This window comes from Beijerinckia sp. L45 (genome assembly GCF_009765775.1).
GTDB lineage: Bacteria > Pseudomonadota > Alphaproteobacteria > Rhizobiales > Beijerinckiaceae > RH-AL1.
Genome location: NZ_LMUU01000037.1, coordinates 1 through 15351, shown reverse-complemented (window position 1 = coordinate 15351; position 15351 = coordinate 1). Strand labels below are relative to the sequence as shown.

Annotated in this window: 17 protein-coding genes; 8 read left to right on the top strand and 9 right to left on the bottom strand. The window is 62.5% G+C overall.

The genetic code is table 11. The features are described 5' to 3' along the window. On the bottom strand, nt 1-197 hold a 197-nt coding region (locus tag GSQ79_RS28885; RefSeq protein WP_210253002.1), incomplete at its 3' end, for a hypothetical protein. 345 nt (nt 198-542) lie between these two features. Here GSQ79_RS28885 and GSQ79_RS03550 point away from each other — a divergent pair. Further along, on the top strand, nt 543-1154 hold the full coding sequence (locus tag GSQ79_RS03550; RefSeq protein WP_158807360.1) for a TetR/AcrR family transcriptional regulator: 612 nt from the start codon (nt 543-545) through the stop codon (nt 1152-1154). Nucleotides 1155-1253: 99 nt separating this feature from the next. Here the strand turns inward: GSQ79_RS03550 and GSQ79_RS03545 are convergent, their stop codons facing one another. Next, entirely contained in the window at nt 1254-2609 is a 1356-nt protein-coding gene (locus GSQ79_RS03545) for a transposase (protein ID WP_210253001.1), read from the bottom strand. Between the two features lie 402 nt (nt 2610-3011). Between GSQ79_RS03545 and GSQ79_RS03540 the strand changes: the two genes are divergently transcribed. Next, a complete protein-coding gene (locus GSQ79_RS03540; RefSeq protein WP_246725082.1) occupies nt 3012-3731 on the top strand; it encodes a cysteine hydrolase in 720 nt (239 codons plus the stop codon). A gap of 312 nt (nt 3732-4043) precedes the next feature. On the opposite strand, the gene GSQ79_RS03535 is transcribed toward GSQ79_RS03540, so the two are convergent. Next, complete coding sequence (locus GSQ79_RS03535) at nt 4044-5315, bottom strand: S9 family peptidase (RefSeq protein WP_246725081.1); 1272 nt, start codon at nt 5313-5315, stop codon at nt 4044-4046. A gap of 85 nt (nt 5316-5400) precedes the next feature. Here GSQ79_RS03535 and GSQ79_RS03530 point away from each other — a divergent pair, with 85 nt between their 5' ends. Both GSQ79_RS03530 and GSQ79_RS29285 read left to right on the top strand, forming a co-directional pair. Continuing rightward, a complete protein-coding gene (locus GSQ79_RS03530) occupies nt 5401-5994 on the top strand; it encodes a TetR/AcrR family transcriptional regulator C-terminal ligand-binding domain-containing protein (protein WP_158807357.1) in 594 nt (197 codons plus the stop codon). 474 nt (nt 5995-6468) lie between these two features. Continuing rightward, nucleotides 6469-6864: a hypothetical protein gene (locus tag GSQ79_RS29285; protein WP_246725080.1), complete on the top strand. Its 396-nt coding sequence runs from the start codon at nt 6469-6471 to the stop codon at nt 6862-6864. Nucleotides 6865-6948: 84 nt separating this feature from the next. Here the strand turns inward: GSQ79_RS29285 and GSQ79_RS03520 are convergent, their stop codons facing one another. Both GSQ79_RS03520 and GSQ79_RS03515 read right to left on the bottom strand, forming a co-directional pair. Next, nucleotides 6949-7467, bottom strand: a complete 519-nt coding sequence (locus GSQ79_RS03520) for a PaaI family thioesterase (RefSeq protein ID WP_158807355.1) — start codon at nt 7465-7467, stop codon at nt 6949-6951. A 241-nt stretch (nt 7468-7708) separates the two neighbouring features. Continuing rightward, nucleotides 7709-8257 (bottom strand): TetR/AcrR family transcriptional regulator, encoded by a 549-nt coding sequence (locus tag GSQ79_RS03515; protein WP_210253000.1) that lies wholly within the window; start codon nt 8255-8257, stop codon nt 7709-7711. 98 nt (nt 8258-8355) lie between these two features. Here GSQ79_RS03515 and GSQ79_RS03510 point away from each other — a divergent pair, with 98 nt between their 5' ends. Beyond that, nucleotides 8356-8769, top strand: a complete 414-nt coding sequence (locus GSQ79_RS03510; RefSeq protein WP_158807354.1) for a hypothetical protein — start codon at nt 8356-8358, stop codon at nt 8767-8769. A 204-nt stretch (nt 8770-8973) separates the two neighbouring features. On the opposite strand, the gene GSQ79_RS03505 is transcribed toward GSQ79_RS03510, so the two are convergent. From GSQ79_RS03505 to GSQ79_RS03490, 4 genes are all read right to left on the bottom strand, one after another. Continuing rightward, nucleotides 8974-10494 (bottom strand): efflux transporter outer membrane subunit, encoded by a 1521-nt coding sequence (locus tag GSQ79_RS03505; RefSeq protein WP_158807353.1) that lies wholly within the window; start codon nt 10492-10494, stop codon nt 8974-8976. A 494-nt stretch (nt 10495-10988) separates the two neighbouring features. Next, nucleotides 10989-12560: a DHA2 family efflux MFS transporter permease subunit gene (locus tag GSQ79_RS03500; RefSeq protein ID WP_158807352.1), complete on the bottom strand. Its 1572-nt coding sequence runs from the start codon at nt 12558-12560 to the stop codon at nt 10989-10991. After that, the gene (locus GSQ79_RS03495) at nt 12557-13645 is read right to left on the bottom strand and encodes an HlyD family secretion protein (protein ID WP_158807351.1); all 1089 of its coding nucleotides are present in this window, start codon (nt 13643-13645) and stop codon (nt 12557-12559) included. Before GSQ79_RS03495 ends, GSQ79_RS03500 begins: the two co-directional genes overlap by 4 nt. After that, complete coding sequence (locus GSQ79_RS03490; protein WP_158807350.1) at nt 13642-14127, bottom strand: helix-turn-helix domain-containing protein; 486 nt, start codon at nt 14125-14127, stop codon at nt 13642-13644. Before GSQ79_RS03490 ends, GSQ79_RS03495 begins: the two co-directional genes overlap by 4 nt. 305 nt (nt 14128-14432) lie before the next feature. Here GSQ79_RS03490 and GSQ79_RS03485 point away from each other — a divergent pair, with 305 nt between their 5' ends. Genes GSQ79_RS03485 through GSQ79_RS03475 form a run of 3 tightly spaced genes read left to right on the top strand, consistent with a single transcriptional unit; the run spans nt 14433 to nt 15259 of the window. Next, nucleotides 14433-14837, top strand: a complete 405-nt coding sequence (locus tag GSQ79_RS03485) for a hypothetical protein (protein ID WP_158807349.1) — start codon at nt 14433-14435, stop codon at nt 14835-14837. Nucleotides 14838-14873: 36 nt separating this feature from the next. Then, nucleotides 14874-15113: a tautomerase family protein gene (locus GSQ79_RS03480; RefSeq protein WP_158807348.1), complete on the top strand. Its 240-nt coding sequence runs from the start codon at nt 14874-14876 to the stop codon at nt 15111-15113. Next, nucleotides 15113-15259, top strand: coding sequence for a hypothetical protein (locus GSQ79_RS03475; protein WP_158807347.1), 147 nt, complete (start codon nt 15113-15115; stop codon nt 15257-15259). Before GSQ79_RS03480 ends, GSQ79_RS03475 begins: the two co-directional genes overlap by 1 nt. Nucleotides 15260-15351 lie beyond the last annotated feature (92 nt).

Genomic DNA, 15351 nt, shown 5'->3' with positions numbered 1-15351 from the left:
GGCGAAGACGTCGCTCCCGACCGCCGCGACGTCTCCGCGAACACGGTCATCTGGAGTGGTCGGTTATAGCGGCTGTCGGCGTGCGCGATCATTGCGACAACGATGACCGCTGCGATAGCCGTCGCCGTCGCGCTAGCGGAGACGGAGACGGTCAGACGCGTCTCCTTTGCGGACACGCCTATCACGGGGTTGCTCATGCCATTTGCAGTCTTGCGTTCACTAATAGAGGTACAATCCCCCATGCCGGCCGAACAATTAAGACTCCTAGATTATCGGACGGAACGCCGCGCGGGGGACCGCCAGTCAACGAGGAGGGCCTGCGCTTAGTGCAACTGCTCCGACCTCATGCGCCTGGCCTCATGCAAGGCGGCAGCCGCATAAATCGGCGGGCACCGATTGAGTCCCGTCCCTGGTGGTAACCGCTTCAGATGCAGCCGTGTCATCCGTTTTACGGCCGCTCATGCGCGCCGCTCCCGCATCTACGCTGTGATCAGGTCAACCTGATCCCTTGACTTTTCGCAGGTGACCAGTCACCTCGAATCATGCCGCGTCAACCCGACCCCGACATCCGCGCCCGCCTGCTCGTCGCAGGACTAGAGACCATGCAAAGCATGGGCTTCAACAGCTGCGCTGTTCAGGACATCACCGCCGCCGCTGGCATCCCGAAGGGATCCTTCTACAACTACTTCGCGACGAAGGATGCCTTCGCGGTCGAGGTGCTCGAGGAGTACTGGTCGCGGCTCGAGGCGGCGCACGGGCCGCTGCTGTCCGATCGCGGTGCCTCCACCTACGAACGCGTGGCCTCGTTCTTCCGCGCCTTGGCCAGTGAGCACGAAACCCATGGTTTCACCTTCGGATGTCTCATGGGCAGCCTTTCCTTGGAACTGTCGAGCAATAGTCCCGACGTCCGCGAGAAGCTCACCGAATTGCTCGGACGCTGGGCTCAACCGCTCGTCGATTGCCTGCGCGAGTCACGGCGGAACGGCGAGCTGCCCACCGGCACCGACGTGAAGGCCCTTGCGGACGTACTCATCGATGGGTGGGAGGGTGCGGCGATGCGCGGGAAGGTCCTAAGGAGCGCCCTACCCTATCAACGCTTCGAGACCCTCGTGCTGAAGCGCCTGCTGAAGAAGCCTGCATCTAGGAAGCAGTGAACGTCACGACGGTGATCCATTGATGTCGCGGCCGGCCGCGGATGGCGGGAACGCGCGGTCCGGTTCGCTTAGTCAGCCTCAGCTCGACTTTGCGCCTTTTCACGTCGCGTAGCATGCAATGTCCGTGATGCGTTCGTAGATGTGTCGCGGTATTTTCATCATCTCTGGGCTTTGCGGCGATGTCGATAAAGCGTCGTCGGTCCAAAGTTGGCGTCGGACGGCGGCCAGGGCGTCGCTGAATGTGATGGTCTGTTTTCGATACCAACCCGCGGATCGCACGACGATCGATCTCGTCCGTTGCATGTCGTCTGCCCAGATCGCGACGAGCGCGAAGAGGCCGAGAAGCACGGGGGTCGTGCGGGCGATCGCCATGTCCGACCATTGCCGCTGCGCTTCGACCCCGAGATGGCGGCGCGCTTCGGCGAAGGTCACCTCGATCGTCCAGCGTCGGACGAACCAGGACAGGATGTCGACGGGAGGAGCGCTGAGGGCGGTGCAAACAAAGGCCTGCGGTTTGAACGTACCGGTCGGATCGCGCACGAGCAGCCATCGCAGCGGAACGATCGGCCGACCGGGATGGCTCCAGACCGCGCATCCCGTGACGATCTCGACCCGGCGTTCCGTTCCGCCATACCAGTCGGCAAGGACAAGAGATCGCCATCGTGTGCGGTGGGTGGCCAGGCGTTGCGCCAGCGTCGGCAGGCGCTCGCCAGTGCGCCGTGGTCGGCCGAGCGTGCCGGCCTTCCGTTTTGGCGCCGGCGCGAAGAGACGCGCGTCGAGCCGAAGACGCGTGACCATGCAGACGCGCATGCGAACCGCATCGAGCAGATCGATCGCGGAAAAGCCGCTGTCGGTGACCACGACGATGCGGCGATCGGGAAGCCAACGGGCGATCTGAAGGATCATCTGGCGCGCACCATCGATCAGCGTCTTATGCCTCGTGCCACGGTCCGATGCCGATCGTTGGGAGGGGACGAGGATCGTGAGAAATGGCAGGGCCCAAACCCGCCCGGCCCACGGGAGCGGCACCAGCAGCATTGCCGAAAGCCAGCGCAACCCGCTGGCCTTGACGAAATGACCATGGCTCGATCGCACGGGATCCCGATAGATGCCGCGCGCCTTGATCTTGGCGCCCCACCGCCGCTCGATCGTGTCGTCGAGGCCGATGACAATGGGACCATCGCCGGCAAACCGGTCGATCAACAGATCAAGCAGAATACGCGATGTAGCCAGCGCAGACCATCGCGCGCGGTTGAGCACCGCGTGATAGCGGGCGAAGTTGCCGTCATTGTCGCGTCCCATGGCCCGCAGCGCGGCGCTGACAGTTCGCCGATGCGGCGCCAGAATGGCGCCGTTCACCAGCACCAACACGCGAAGCCAGGTCACAGACGTGAACACCGTGCTGAAAGGGGCAAGCCATACGGCCAGACGGGTCGGGGGATCGGCAAGAGCCACGATTGTCGCCTCCAGCGCAGTTCAAGACTGCACCAGGAATCCGCCAGATCGAAAATCGATTCATGCCCTCGTCAAAATGCGCAAAGTCGAGCTAAGACACAATGCCTTGAGACGAACAGCTTCTGCGGCGGCGCCCTCGAACGGGGATGCGATCAGCTCTCGGGCAGCGCCGAGCCTCCCTCCATTCGAAAGATGTCTGCCGGAAGAACATGGCGGCCCACGGCGATCAGCTTGACATTACAAAGTGACTGGTCACTTTAGGGTGGTCGGCGGCGGCGTCGGTTCCCCGCGGCTCTTACCCAACAGTGGTCATGATGCAGCACGCGTCCCGCAGCGATCTCATCAAGCAAACCGGACAGGACTTCAATGACGAGCTCGGCCAACACCCATGCCCCAATAGGCATCGACGGAAAGTACGCGGATCCAATCGATCCAGCGCTGCCACCGACGGGCTTCGCGCTGGATCTCAAGCGCGCCGCACTGGTCGTCGTCGACCCGCAGATCGACTTCCTGAGCCCGCAAGGCGTGAGCTGGCCGGTATTCGGGGCGAGCATCGTCGAGCATGATACCGTCGGAAACATCGGTCGCCTCTTCGTCGCCGCCAAGGAGGCCGGCATCACGGTCGCGGTCTCCCCGCACTACTACTATCCTTGCGATCACCACTGGAAGTTCGGCGGTCCGCTCGAGAAGCTGATGCACAAGATCGGTATGTTCGATCGCAAGGGGCCGCTGACGCTCGAGGACTTCGAGGGGTCGGGTGCCGACTTCCTGCAGGAGTTCAAGCATTTCATCTATGACGGCAAGACGATCATCGCGTCGCCCCACAAGGTCTTCGGTCCGGAGACGAACGACCTGGCGCTCTCGCTACGCAAGCAGGGCGTCTCGCAGATCATCCTCGCAGGCATGGCAGCCAACCTCTGCATCGAGTCGCATCTTCGCGAGCTGATCGAGCAGGGCTTCGAGGTGGTCGTGGTGCGCGATGCGACCGCAGGGCCGAAGCTGCCCGAGGGCGACGGGTACCTGGCTGCCATCGTAAACTTCAGGTTCATTGCCAACGCGCTCTGGACGACCAGCGAGTTGATCTCGATCGTCAACGAGTTAACCCTCAAGAACCGGGCTTGAGCGAAGACGATAGCGCCATCCATCTTGAGTCCACGCGTGGAGGCGCATGGGCGTGACGATCCCGGCGAGGTTTGGCTAGTCGGAATAGACGTGCCAACCTCCGCCTTCGCAAGATCGAATGCGAGATTTGGGAGTCAGTCGATGTCGAGGCATTAGATAGCGGACTCTGCCATATCGGAAGACCGCTGCTTCACAGGTTACGAATCGAGCCGTACTTCCACTAAGCATTGCAGCGGGCGAGACACGTCGCGTCTTCATCCAGAAAGCCTAGCAACAGATCGGTTTCGCCGAGTTTAGGTGATAAACGAACCTTCAGAGCTCCAGGGTTTCATCGAGCCAATCGAAGATCCGAGCGAAGGCAAAGCGTAGCGCGCCGAACTGACAATGAGCGCCGGCGCCTTCCTGATCAGTGAAGGTCAGCAGCGTCTTCTTGCAAGTCAGGTGATCGAAGAGCTGCTGTGGCTGTCCTTTGAAGAAAAGATCGCCCTCGGCGTCGCAAACCAGGGTCGGACAACGGATGCGTTCGGCAACGCCGTCTGCCAAAGTATAGTCGAGTGCCGCGTGAACGTAAGCACTAGGGCTCGCGGCACCGAAGCTGTACATGCCGTAGATCATAGCCCACCTCACCGTGGGCGAGATCTTCATTGCTTGTTTAATCGTCAGGTCAACAACTGTTGACGGCCCTGCCTTTACCGCCGCCAAGAGGGCCGGCCGAAGAATTTCAGGTGCGGCAGCGAAATAGGGCGCCGCATAGTCGTAGAGGCCGTCGTTGGCGATAAGCGCAGCGAGGCGTGGTTCGAAGGCGGCGGCGCGAGGCGCTAGCTCGCCACCCATACTGATCCCCATCAAAGCGATCCGATTTGGATCGACCCCTCGCTGGGTTAGGGCGAAATCGACCACGGGTGTCACGACATTCTCCCAGTCCGGGCGGAAGGTCAGGCCCTCCCGGTGAATCGGGCCGAATTGTCCGGGTCCGTCAAAGCTCAGCACATTGTAGCCTCGCTCTACCGCCGCGCGGACGCCGCCGAGCCAATGGTTCTCCTCGGCCGAGCCGTCGAAGCCGGTGTGCACGATCAGTAGCGGGCGTAGTTGCTTTGACGTATCGACCCAGTGCAGATATCCAGGCAGAATCGTGTGCTCATACGGGATTTCGACTGGTTCGATCGGGGGATCAAAGAGCTTGGCCGCTGCCTTGTAGCAGGCCACTGACCGGTGATAAGCGCCTATGACCCGATCCTCTGCATTGGCGTGCAGGAAAAACTCGGCGCAGCGATAATAATTCGAGGCGCGCAAATAACTGTCGCGTGCGCTGATTTCGTGGCCTTTGGCTAGCTGTGCGTCGCCTGCAGCCGCGACGCGGTCGGCGATGCTATTCCAGCCGTCGTGCCAACTATCGTAGTCGCCGGCTTTGATCTGGGCGCAAGTCACAAGAACCTCGCCGAACGAAGCGCCGCCGTATTCCTCCGCGCCGAACATGCGTAGCGTTTCGAACCAGAACTGCGCATCACCCTTAGAAAGCAGTGTCTTGCCGAGGTTGCGAGAAATAGGATGGATCGCCTTAAAGGAGGATTTCCGGTCTTTCAAGATACTCCTCCATATCAAGGATCGCGCTGCCATCCTTGTGTTCGAAACCGCTCTAATGCAAATTAATTAGCATTAAGGAAGATCAATGCGCAAGACGCGGCCTGGTGGCCGAACAGCCCGGACCCGCGCGCTCGTGTTCGCGGCCGTCGAAGCGCTGCTGGAAGAGAAGGATCCTGGCGCTATATCGATGGTGGAGATTGCTGGAAAAGCCGGCGTTGCAGCGACCAGCCTTTACCGACGCTGGGGCGATGCTCGGAGCCTCCTGACGGAGGTTGCTGTCGGTGCTCTGACGCGGGAGGCGCCGCTCCCAGACACCGGCTCGCTCCGCGAAGATCTGCGCGCTTGGGCGCGAACTATTGCAGCGACCCTATCCGATCCACAAAAATCGATATTTTTCCGGGTCTACGTCGGAGCGGTGCCGCGCTCTGATAAGGAAGCCGTCGGCCGTGCTCGAGCCCTGAGGACCCGTCTCCAACAGATCGACGCGATGCTGGAGCGCGCTCGGATGCGCGGCGAAGTCAATCTAAATCCGCTTGAAGTTACAGATCATCTCCTGGCGCCACTGTACATGCGGGCACTGTTTGGCGCCCCTGCAGATGCAGACTTCGCCGAAGGCCTTGTCGATTATCTGCTACAAGGGGACCATGGCGCATATGTAAATGTGGCTGATGTTTCCTGAACAGCGGAGGTTGCTCGCGCATGTCCGCGCGAGCGAGCGCGGTGGATCTCGTTCCCGATTGCAGGAAATTTCTCCGAGGTTGGTGCAACTCCGATCAACCTTACACTCGGGTCGTTTGCGCCAGAGGTCTCAGATTCCGCGACCGCATAGTCCACGCGGCCCGCGCTTGACCGACGTGCTGTACTGATCGCGGGCACGAAGGAAGCCGAGAGCCGGCACCTTGGTTACCGATCGAGAGTTCGTCTGCGCGCGGGCTGCCGTTGACAGGCTGCAACCCTACTGCGAACCCGAAGACACGTTTACGCAGATCCAAGGAACAGTTCGCGCCCGTGGTTCAACTCGAATAGCGAGGAGGCAGCCAAAAAAGCGAAAGTTTGACAATTGGCGTTGGGGTCCGATGCTCTAGTCGGGCCGGAATCCGCGGAAAGCGTCAGCGAACGAGGGTGACGCGACCACGTCTAGGATATCGCGGAGTTGCTGCGCCTTCTCCTTACCCAGCGCGACAACGAATCGCGACTGCGCAACGCCCCAGAGGGTCCTGGAACCCTCGAGCTTCGCCTTTCCCAGGCTCGTCAACGAGACGCGCTTGCTCCGACGATCGGTCTCGTGCACCGCGAGACGCACGAGACCGGTGCGCACGAGGGGCTGCAACGTGTGGCCGAGCGCCGAACGGTCCATGACCAGCGCGGTGGCGAGCTGCTTAATCGTCGGATGCTGCAAAACCGCGACCTGATCGAGGAGGATTCGCTGGGAAGCCCGAAGACCGCAGACCCTTATGGTGTCGTCGAAGAGCAGCCCGACGTGCCGGGTCGCCTTTCTCAACGCTCCATTGCTACATTCATCGAATTTCTCGACTTCATTCATCCGTAATCCACCGTTCCAGCACGCCCTGCATTTGGTCCATGCCGCCTCAAGTCTAAAGACAGACCCCAACCTCCCAAGGCACGTCGACGGTCAAGACCGGTCGCGCACATCCCAGATCATGCACGTCTCCGAACCGTGTGCTACCAAACGTCTCTTGCTGTCATAGATCTTGCCTTCTGCGCTGGCCGTCCTGCTGCCTATGTGCAGCAGGTTGCCTTCCGCGGTGAGGGGGCCGCTATCTTCGCGAACGGCCCGCACGAAGACGATCTTCATCTCCAAGGTGGCGTAAGCCTTGCCGGCTGGAAGCGCGGAGTGAACGGAGCAGGCCATCGCGGTGTCGAGCAGCAGTCCCATCCATCCGCCATGGACGATCCCCATCGGATTGTAGAAGCGGCTGGCCGGGGTGCCGGCGAAAACGATCCTGCCCTTCTCAACCGAAAGCGGTTCTACGTCCGCAATCACGCTGAATGGCGGCGGCGCATAGCGGCCGTCCAATAAACCGCGAAGCCAGTCAAGGCCCGACAAGGCCGCGAAACCCTCAGGTGAGAGGTCTTCGCCGTTTCCGATCCGGCGATCTTCAATGGTACCGCGAGGTATGACCTTGTCCATTTGCGTCGCGTCCTCCGTTCACGACCCAAGAAGGGCCGCAAGGCCAGAACTCGAAACTAAAGACGTAACTTTCGTTATGCAAGTCACATTTGGTGCGACCTGCGGCGGCGGATGCCGTGGGCGAAGCATGCAAGGGTCGCCCGAAACCAAGGAAGCGCGGGCAGCAAAGTCGTCGGAGCACATTGCTCCGGAGCCGCGGGCGCGGGAGGCATCGGCCGGACCTGATCGCCTTCAGTTTCGCTCACATGGGCTCAATCCTTGAAAGAAGCGTCCCGAGTTGTTCAAGCAACTGGACGCAAACCGTCTCGAAGGGTTCCAGGCTCCGCTCCGCGCGGCTGAACACCATGGCCCCTTGCGTGGAAGCGATCAGCATGGCCGCGAAGCCCTCAGCCTGCGATCGCTTCAGTCCGCCAAGTTCCAACAATATCGCCATCCGCCGCCGCCAGCTCGCGAAGGCCGCCGCCGCCTGGGCGATCAACGCCGGCGAGCCGCTGCTCACCGTGACGGCCAGGATCGCGCAGCCCGACTGCAGCTGGGACCGCAACAGGATGGAGCGCCACTGATCCAAGAACGCCCGAGCGACATCCTCAGCAGGCGATCCCTCAAGGCCTTCCAACGGTCTGAGGGCCTCGGACGCGAGATGATCTATCGCCGCCTTCAGCAATTCGTCCTTGCCGCCGGGAAAGTGGTGATAGATCGAGCCTCGGGGCGCACCGGTCGCGGTGATGATCTCGCTGAAGGTGGCCCCTTGGACACCCGTTCGCGCAAGCAGCTCCGCGGCGCCCGCCACCATCCGCTCCCTCGCCCTGGCTACCATGCCTCCTCCTTGACTATGACAACCGTCATAATCCACTATTAAGTCCGTCATAATATCATAGGAGACGTTCCATGCCCATCATCGACCTCTACCTTCCGGAAGGCATAATTTCTGTCGAGAAGGAGCAGGAGCTCGCGAAGCGCCTAATCACCTGCCTCGTGCGGCACGAGGGCTTCGGGGATCCCGCTCCGGAATTCGTGCAGCGCATCTCCACCGCGTACATCCATCGCCTGCCCATAACGTCGGTTCACACCATCGCGCAGGGCCAGGCCAGGGTCGTGAGAGTGCACGCGACCTATCACCCCGGTGGTCTCGATACGCTTCGGATGCGCGGCTTCATCGCCGAAGCCACGCAGATCGTCGTCGACACGACGGGCGACCCGAACCTCTTCGATCGGACCTGGATCACGCTCAGCGAGACGGTCGAGGGCGGTTGGGGCATCAACGGCAAGTCGGTCAGGGACAAGACCAGCCAGGCCGCATAGGGGCAGCGGATGCACGCAGCATCGGACGAGCGTGCACTTCGAGGCGGAAGTACGCCAACAGCATGAGCTGGTCGATCCGGCTCTTTCCCTTCAGAACCTCGAATCCGGCCGCTCTTGGCCGGCTTCGATCCGGGACTTCGATGGAGCCACGCGCCTCATGTGGCTGTCGGTCAACTACGGGAAGCCACGACATGGCGCGAATCCTCATCGCTCGGCGACGAAGACCGGCGCGGCTTTCAGATCCGGATAGGTCATCTCCCAACCGCCGCCGAGCGCCTTGTACAAGGCGATGAGATCGATCGATACGTCGGCCGTGCTCTGCGCCAGCTGCTGCTCGGCCTCTAGCATGGTGCGCGCATCGTCGAGCACCGTCGTGAACTCCGCGACGCCCTGGCCGTAGCGGTTCCGGGCAAGACCGAGCGCCGTCCGCGCATGTTCGACCTGATCCTTGAGGCGGTCGCGACGTTCCTGCTCCGTGCGATAGGAGGTCATCGCGTTGACGACGTCGTGCCAAGCCTGGAGCACGGTCTTGTGGTAGCTGATCGCGGCCTCCTGCTGCTGATGCTCGCGCAGGACCAGCGTCGACTTGAGGCGCCCCCCCTCGAAGATCGGAAGCGTCACGCTCGGTCCGATCACATACTGCAGCGAGGAACCCTTGAAGATGTTCTTGGCATCAAGGGCCTGCAAGGTCGGCGTGCCATTGAGACGGACGGTCGGATAAAACTCCGCGACCGCCACGCCGATGTCCGCGGTCGCCGCGTGCAGTTGCGCCTCGGCCATACGGATGTCCGGACGGCGGCGCGCCAGCTCGGACGGGATGCCGACCGGCACCCTCGGCGGGTTCGGCGGGATCCGCCTGACGGGCATCAGCTCGGCGCTCAGCCCGAGCGGTGGCTCGTCGAGCAGTAGGCTGATCGCGTTGATCTGCTGAGACTGCTGCTGATCGAGCTGCGGAAGCTGCGCCTGGATGGAGGCGACTTGAGCCGCGGCGCTCTCGGTGTCGAGGCCCGTCGTCAAGCCTTGCTGCTGCCGCACCTTCGTCACGCCGAGGATCTCGTTGTTGACCTGCAGATTGTCCTTGGCGATTCGGATCAGCTCCTGCGTCCCACGGAGCCGGACGTAATCCCGCGCCACTTCGGCCAACGAGGAGACGAGGGCGTCGCGGCGCTGCTCCGCCGAAGCGTCGAGATCCGCATCGGCGGCCTCGACCTGGCGCCGCACGTGACCCCAGAGGTCGAGCTCCCACGACGCATCGAAGCCGACCGAGTAGTTGCTGATCGGCTGGGCGAAGGCCGATGCGCCGCCGAGGCTGGCCGGGAGCAGGCTGAGATAGCTGTTCTGGCTGAGCTTCTCACGCTGGTACTGGCCGGAACCGTTCAGGGTGGGCAGTTCCGCCGCGGCGGTGATGCCGCGTTGGGCGCGACTCTCCGCGAGCCGCAGCGTCGCGGTGCGCACATCGAGGTTCTGACCAGCGACGCGGGCCTCCAGCGACGTCAGGGTGGGATCGTGGAAGAGGCGCCACCATTCGGTGTCGCTTGACGCGTTGACCGTGGCATTCGTGATAGCGATCGGCGAGACGACGCGCTTGCCTGTATCAAGGAACGACGTCGCGGGCAGCAAGGACTTCGGCCCGACGAAATCGGGACCGACGCTTCCCAAGCCCTCGCATCCGGCAAGCGTCGTCGTCACCAACGCGGTAGCGAGAAGGATGACGGGCGTCCTCATCGTCCTATAACCAACCAAACCGCCGCCCTCCTTCACCGCGCGCCCGTCCGCCGCGTGGCGGCGAAGTGGTGCAGATAATGATACCGATCGCGTACGGAAAATCGACGCGTGCCAAAAGGCCCCGGTGCTTCCATTCGGACGATGACATCGCTTCGAGGCCATGCGTGGCATTTCCAGGCTGTCACTGAGCTTCATGGACCTGCATCTCTCGAGAGCCGTCGGCATAGGTCAGCCTTCCGGTTCGAACGTTGGTCTTCCGGAAGGAGACGTAGGCCCTTGCGGGCCGGAAGCCCGGCGACCTGGCGTCGTCGGATTTTGCGCCATGGTCAGGCGCTCGCGCTGAGATGAAGAGGTTCTTGATCATGTTCGTTCCCATGGAAATCGGCGGTCAGAACCACTTTGCATACCGCCGTCGATAAGTCGCCGTCCGCAAATGCAGACCTATGGTAAGCGTCGGGACGGGTACCGACGCGAGCGGTCCCAATCCCCTTTCCTCAATGGCTCGCTGCGGCGACCGCTGGCGAAGGCTTCACGCCGCGCATGAAGGGCACGAGCAGAGTCGCAACCACGAAGGCGGCCATGATCGCGTCGAACGCGTCGGCGTACGCGAGCGTTCGAGCCTCGCGGAACGCGAGCCCGAAAAGCTGCTTAAGCGCCGCCGCGTGGCCGTTGTCGAGCGCGCCCGGCATCGCGGCGAAGCGGTGCTGGGTGGACGCGAGAAAGCGTGACGTCGGGCCGTTCGCCGGCGTCATGTTCGAGGCGATCATGACGAAGTGGAAATTGGTGCGGCTGTTGAGGATGGCGCTGCAGGCCGCAATGCCGACCGCACCGCCGAGGTTGCGCATCATGTTGAAGAGACCGCTGGCGTACTTCAGACGCTCGGGGGAAAGGCTGCCGAGGCCAAGGGTGACGCTTGGAGCGACGGCGAAGACTTGCGGAAGGCCGCGCAGGATCTGTGGCAGCAGCAGCTGATCACCGCCCCAGTCGTGGGTGATCCAACTATAAGTGAACATCGCGGTTCCGAACATCGCCAGGCCACCCATCATTAGCCAGCGGGTGTCGAAGCGCTTGGCCATAATGATGTACAGGGGGACGCCGGCGAGCGAAGCGGCGCCGGTCGAAAAGATGGCCGTGCCCGTCTGCCAGGCCGAGTAGCCGCGGACGTAGCCGAGGAACAGCGGCGTCAGGTAGATCGTCGCGAAGATGCCGATGCCGGTGATGAAGGATAGGATGCAGCCAATCGCGAAGTTGCGGTTGCCGAACGCGCGAAGATCGACGACAGGGTTCGAAAAGGTCAGGCTGCGGGTGATGAAGAGGATGCCAGCGACACCCGAGATCCAGGCGCAGTCGCGGATCGTCGCATCGTCGAACCAGTTCCAGCGCGTGCCCTCCTCCAACACGTATTCGAGCGTGGAGAGGAACACCGCCATGAGGGCGATGCCGAGGTAGTCGGCGCCACGCAACAGCTTTACGTCCGGCTCGTCGATGCGCACGAGGAGAGGGACGAGGATCGTGATGGCAAGGCCCGGCACGACGTTGACGAAGAACAGCCAGTGCCAGTCGAGCGTGTCGGTGATGTAGCCGCCGATCACGGGCCCGAGCGTCGGGGCGACCGAGGCGATCGTACCGATGACCGCTGCGGCATACATGCGCGCCGGCCCTTTGAAGAAGTGGAACGACGAGGTGAACACGGTCGGGATCATGGAGGCGCCGAGCATGCCTTGCAGCGCGCGGAAGACGATCATGCTCTCGATGTTCCAGGCGAGGCCGCAGAGCATGCTGGCGATCGTGAACCCCGCCGCCGAAATGGTGAACAGCCAACGCGTGGAGAACACGCGGGTGAGCCAGCCCGAGAGCGGGATCATGACAATCTCGGCGATGAGATAGGCCGTCTGGACCCAGCTGATGTCGTCCTGCGAGGCGGAAAGTCCGCCGCCGATGTCCTGCAGGGACGAGGCGACGATCTGGATGTCGAGGAGTGCGATGAACATGCCGAAGCACATCACGACGAACGGCAGCAGGGAGCGCAGCACGCTCGGCTGCGGCGCGTCGCTCGCGGCGCTCATGGCGCGCGCCGCGTATCGATGCTGACCGTCGTGGAGAGTCCGGGACGGAGACGCCCCAGCGCTCCGTCGTCGGCGTCGAGAGCGATACGCACGGGAACGCGCTGCACGATCTTGGTGAAGTTGCCGGTCGCGTTCTCGGGCGGGATGACGCTGAAGATGGCGCCGGTGCCGGGGGCGAGACTGACGATGTGGCCGTGGATCTCAAGATCAGGGGCGACGTCGGCAATGATGGTCGCGGCGTCGCCGAGCCGCATGTGGGCGAGCTGATCCTCCTTGAAGTTGGCATCGACCCAGAGGCCACGGGCCGGCACGACGCTGAGCATGTACGTGCCGATGGTCGAATACATGCCGACGCGGGCGGCGCGGTTGCCGACGTAGCCGTCGACGGGTGCGCGCAGCTCCGTGTAGCTCACGTTGAGCTCGGCCGTGCGCACATCGGCCTCGGCTTGAGCCACTTCGGCTTTGGCCTCGTCGATCTGCGCCTCCAGGACGGCTAGCTGCTGCTTGGCGCCGTCTAGGGACGCCTGCGCGGAAGCTACGACTGCCTTGGCTGCCTTGCCAAGCGACAGTGCGCGCTCCGTCTCCTGACGCGTCACAGCGGTCGTGTTCGCCAAGCTGTTGTACCGGTCCGCGTCCTTCAAGGCGAAGATCGATTGGGCCCCCTTCGCGTCGAGATCGGCGTCCGCGCCGGCAATGATGGAAGTCTGCAGGAGCTTGCGGGCCTCGAAGCCGAGCAGAGTGGCGCGCCGTTCGCGCTCGATTGCCTTCGAATGATCAAGCGCTGCGACCATGTCGCGGTTGTCGAGCCGCAACAGGAGCTCGCCAGCGGAGACGCGCTGATTGTCGGTTACCGCGACGCCCGCGACGAAGCCGGCGACGTGCGGCGAGATAGCGGTTACGTCGCCGCCGACGTAGGCGTCGTCCGTGCTCTCGATGAAGCGGCCGACCGTCCACCATCTGCGACCGAAGTCGGCGGCGTATACAATGACGCCGATGGCGATGATAAATATCACGCCGCGCTTGATCACGCGGCCTAGCGGACGGGCCCTGGCCGGCGCCGAGCCATCGACGACGACGGTGCTCATGCGACCCTGTCCATGCGGGCGAACCGGCGGCGCAGCGCATCACCCGCGGCGGGACCGGCAACGACCTTCACTCTGGTGAGGGGACGACCGGTCGTGCGGTCGACGACGATGGGATCAAGCGCGACGCCGGTGTCCGCATCCGTGAGTTCCACGCTTCGCCCCTCCGGAGCGAAGTGCCTGTTGCCCCACGCGAGCATCGCCAACATGACGGGCCGAAAGTCCCGGGCAAGGTCGGTCACCACGTATTCGTGACGCGGTGGCCTCTCGCAATAGAGCCGCCTCTCCAACATGCCAGACGCAACCATGTCGTCGAGACGCCTCGTCAGGGTGCTCGTCGCTATCCCGAGGCTCTCCTGGAACTCGTCGAAGCGCTTCAGGCCGTAAAACGCGTCGCGGAGGATGAGGATGTTCCACCAGTCGCCAACGCGCTCGAGGCCGCGGGCGAGGGGGCACTGCATGTTCTCGAAGGTCTTATGTTTCATGTCGCCAACTTATCAAATTAACTTTCATAATGCAAGTGAGTCGGACGGCCCTATATATGTTGCGAACGTCAGGACTTTTGTGCGCCGGGGAAAAAGGCGCGATCTGACATGGTCACGACGAGGCCTGAGCCGGAGCGCGTGGGCTGGGCTCGCTAGGCATAATCGTAGCCTTTCGATGCTCCGCAACCGCCTCCGGAGAAGCCGTTCGTGGCGGGCTCCCAAGCATCATGGCCACCCACAAGCGCATACGTCCACCAGATAGTTGACCGGTCAAATAAATAATGGGAATGATATGTCCATTCTTCATGGAAGACATCATGCCTTATCTGCATCTCGATCTGCCCGGCCGATACCCGCCCGCTAAGAAGCGCGAGCTTGGGACCCGCCTCTGTCATCTCTACGCCGACATCATGAAGACCCAGAGCTGGCGACCGAACATCGGCATCGCCGAGCTCGGTGAGGACAACCTTTTCCACCTCGGTCCCGACGGCCTAGAACCTATCGTCATGGTGCTCGTCGAATTTCGCGCCGGACGTCCCGACGACTTCAGATTGAAACTCGCCGACGGTATCGTCGATGCGTGTTCAGCGGTCCTGGAAGTTCCTCGCCGCTGGGTGCTGGTGGAGTTCACGCCGCACGTCGGCGCGGAGATCTACCGAGACGGTAAGTGGGTCGCAGACTGGTCGCCGGATGAGAACGCGGCCGCATAGTTCGCAAATCCAGGTCCCTTTTTGTGAGAACCCATCATGCCGTTCTATCACTGCATCGCCCCCGTCGGATTGATCACGTCCGACATGAAGCAGGAGATCGTTGACGAGATCACCCGCATCCATTGCGAGGCGACCGGCGGCCTAGCCCTCTTCGTCCAGGTCCAGTTTGACGAGGTCCTGCAAGAGAACGTATTTCAGAACGGTCGCCTGTCGTCGGCGATCCGCCTCCACATCCGGATGCGGCCGGCCGCTCGGCCGAAGTCCGTTTTGGGATGATGACGGACTATACAAACCTTCTGAGCAGGGTCACAGGCGTCATGATCGGGATCATCGAGACGTCCTTCGAGAACGTCATGGAGGGTGGACTACGCCTGCCGCCGCCGGGAGAAGAAGAGGCTTGGCAGGCGCAATTCAAGGTCTGATCGGATGAGCTGGAAAAGGCCGCCGACAGAGACGTAGGTTCATACAAGGGAGGAAGCCGATGGACGATCTCGCGGCCGGAGCGGCCAGGAAG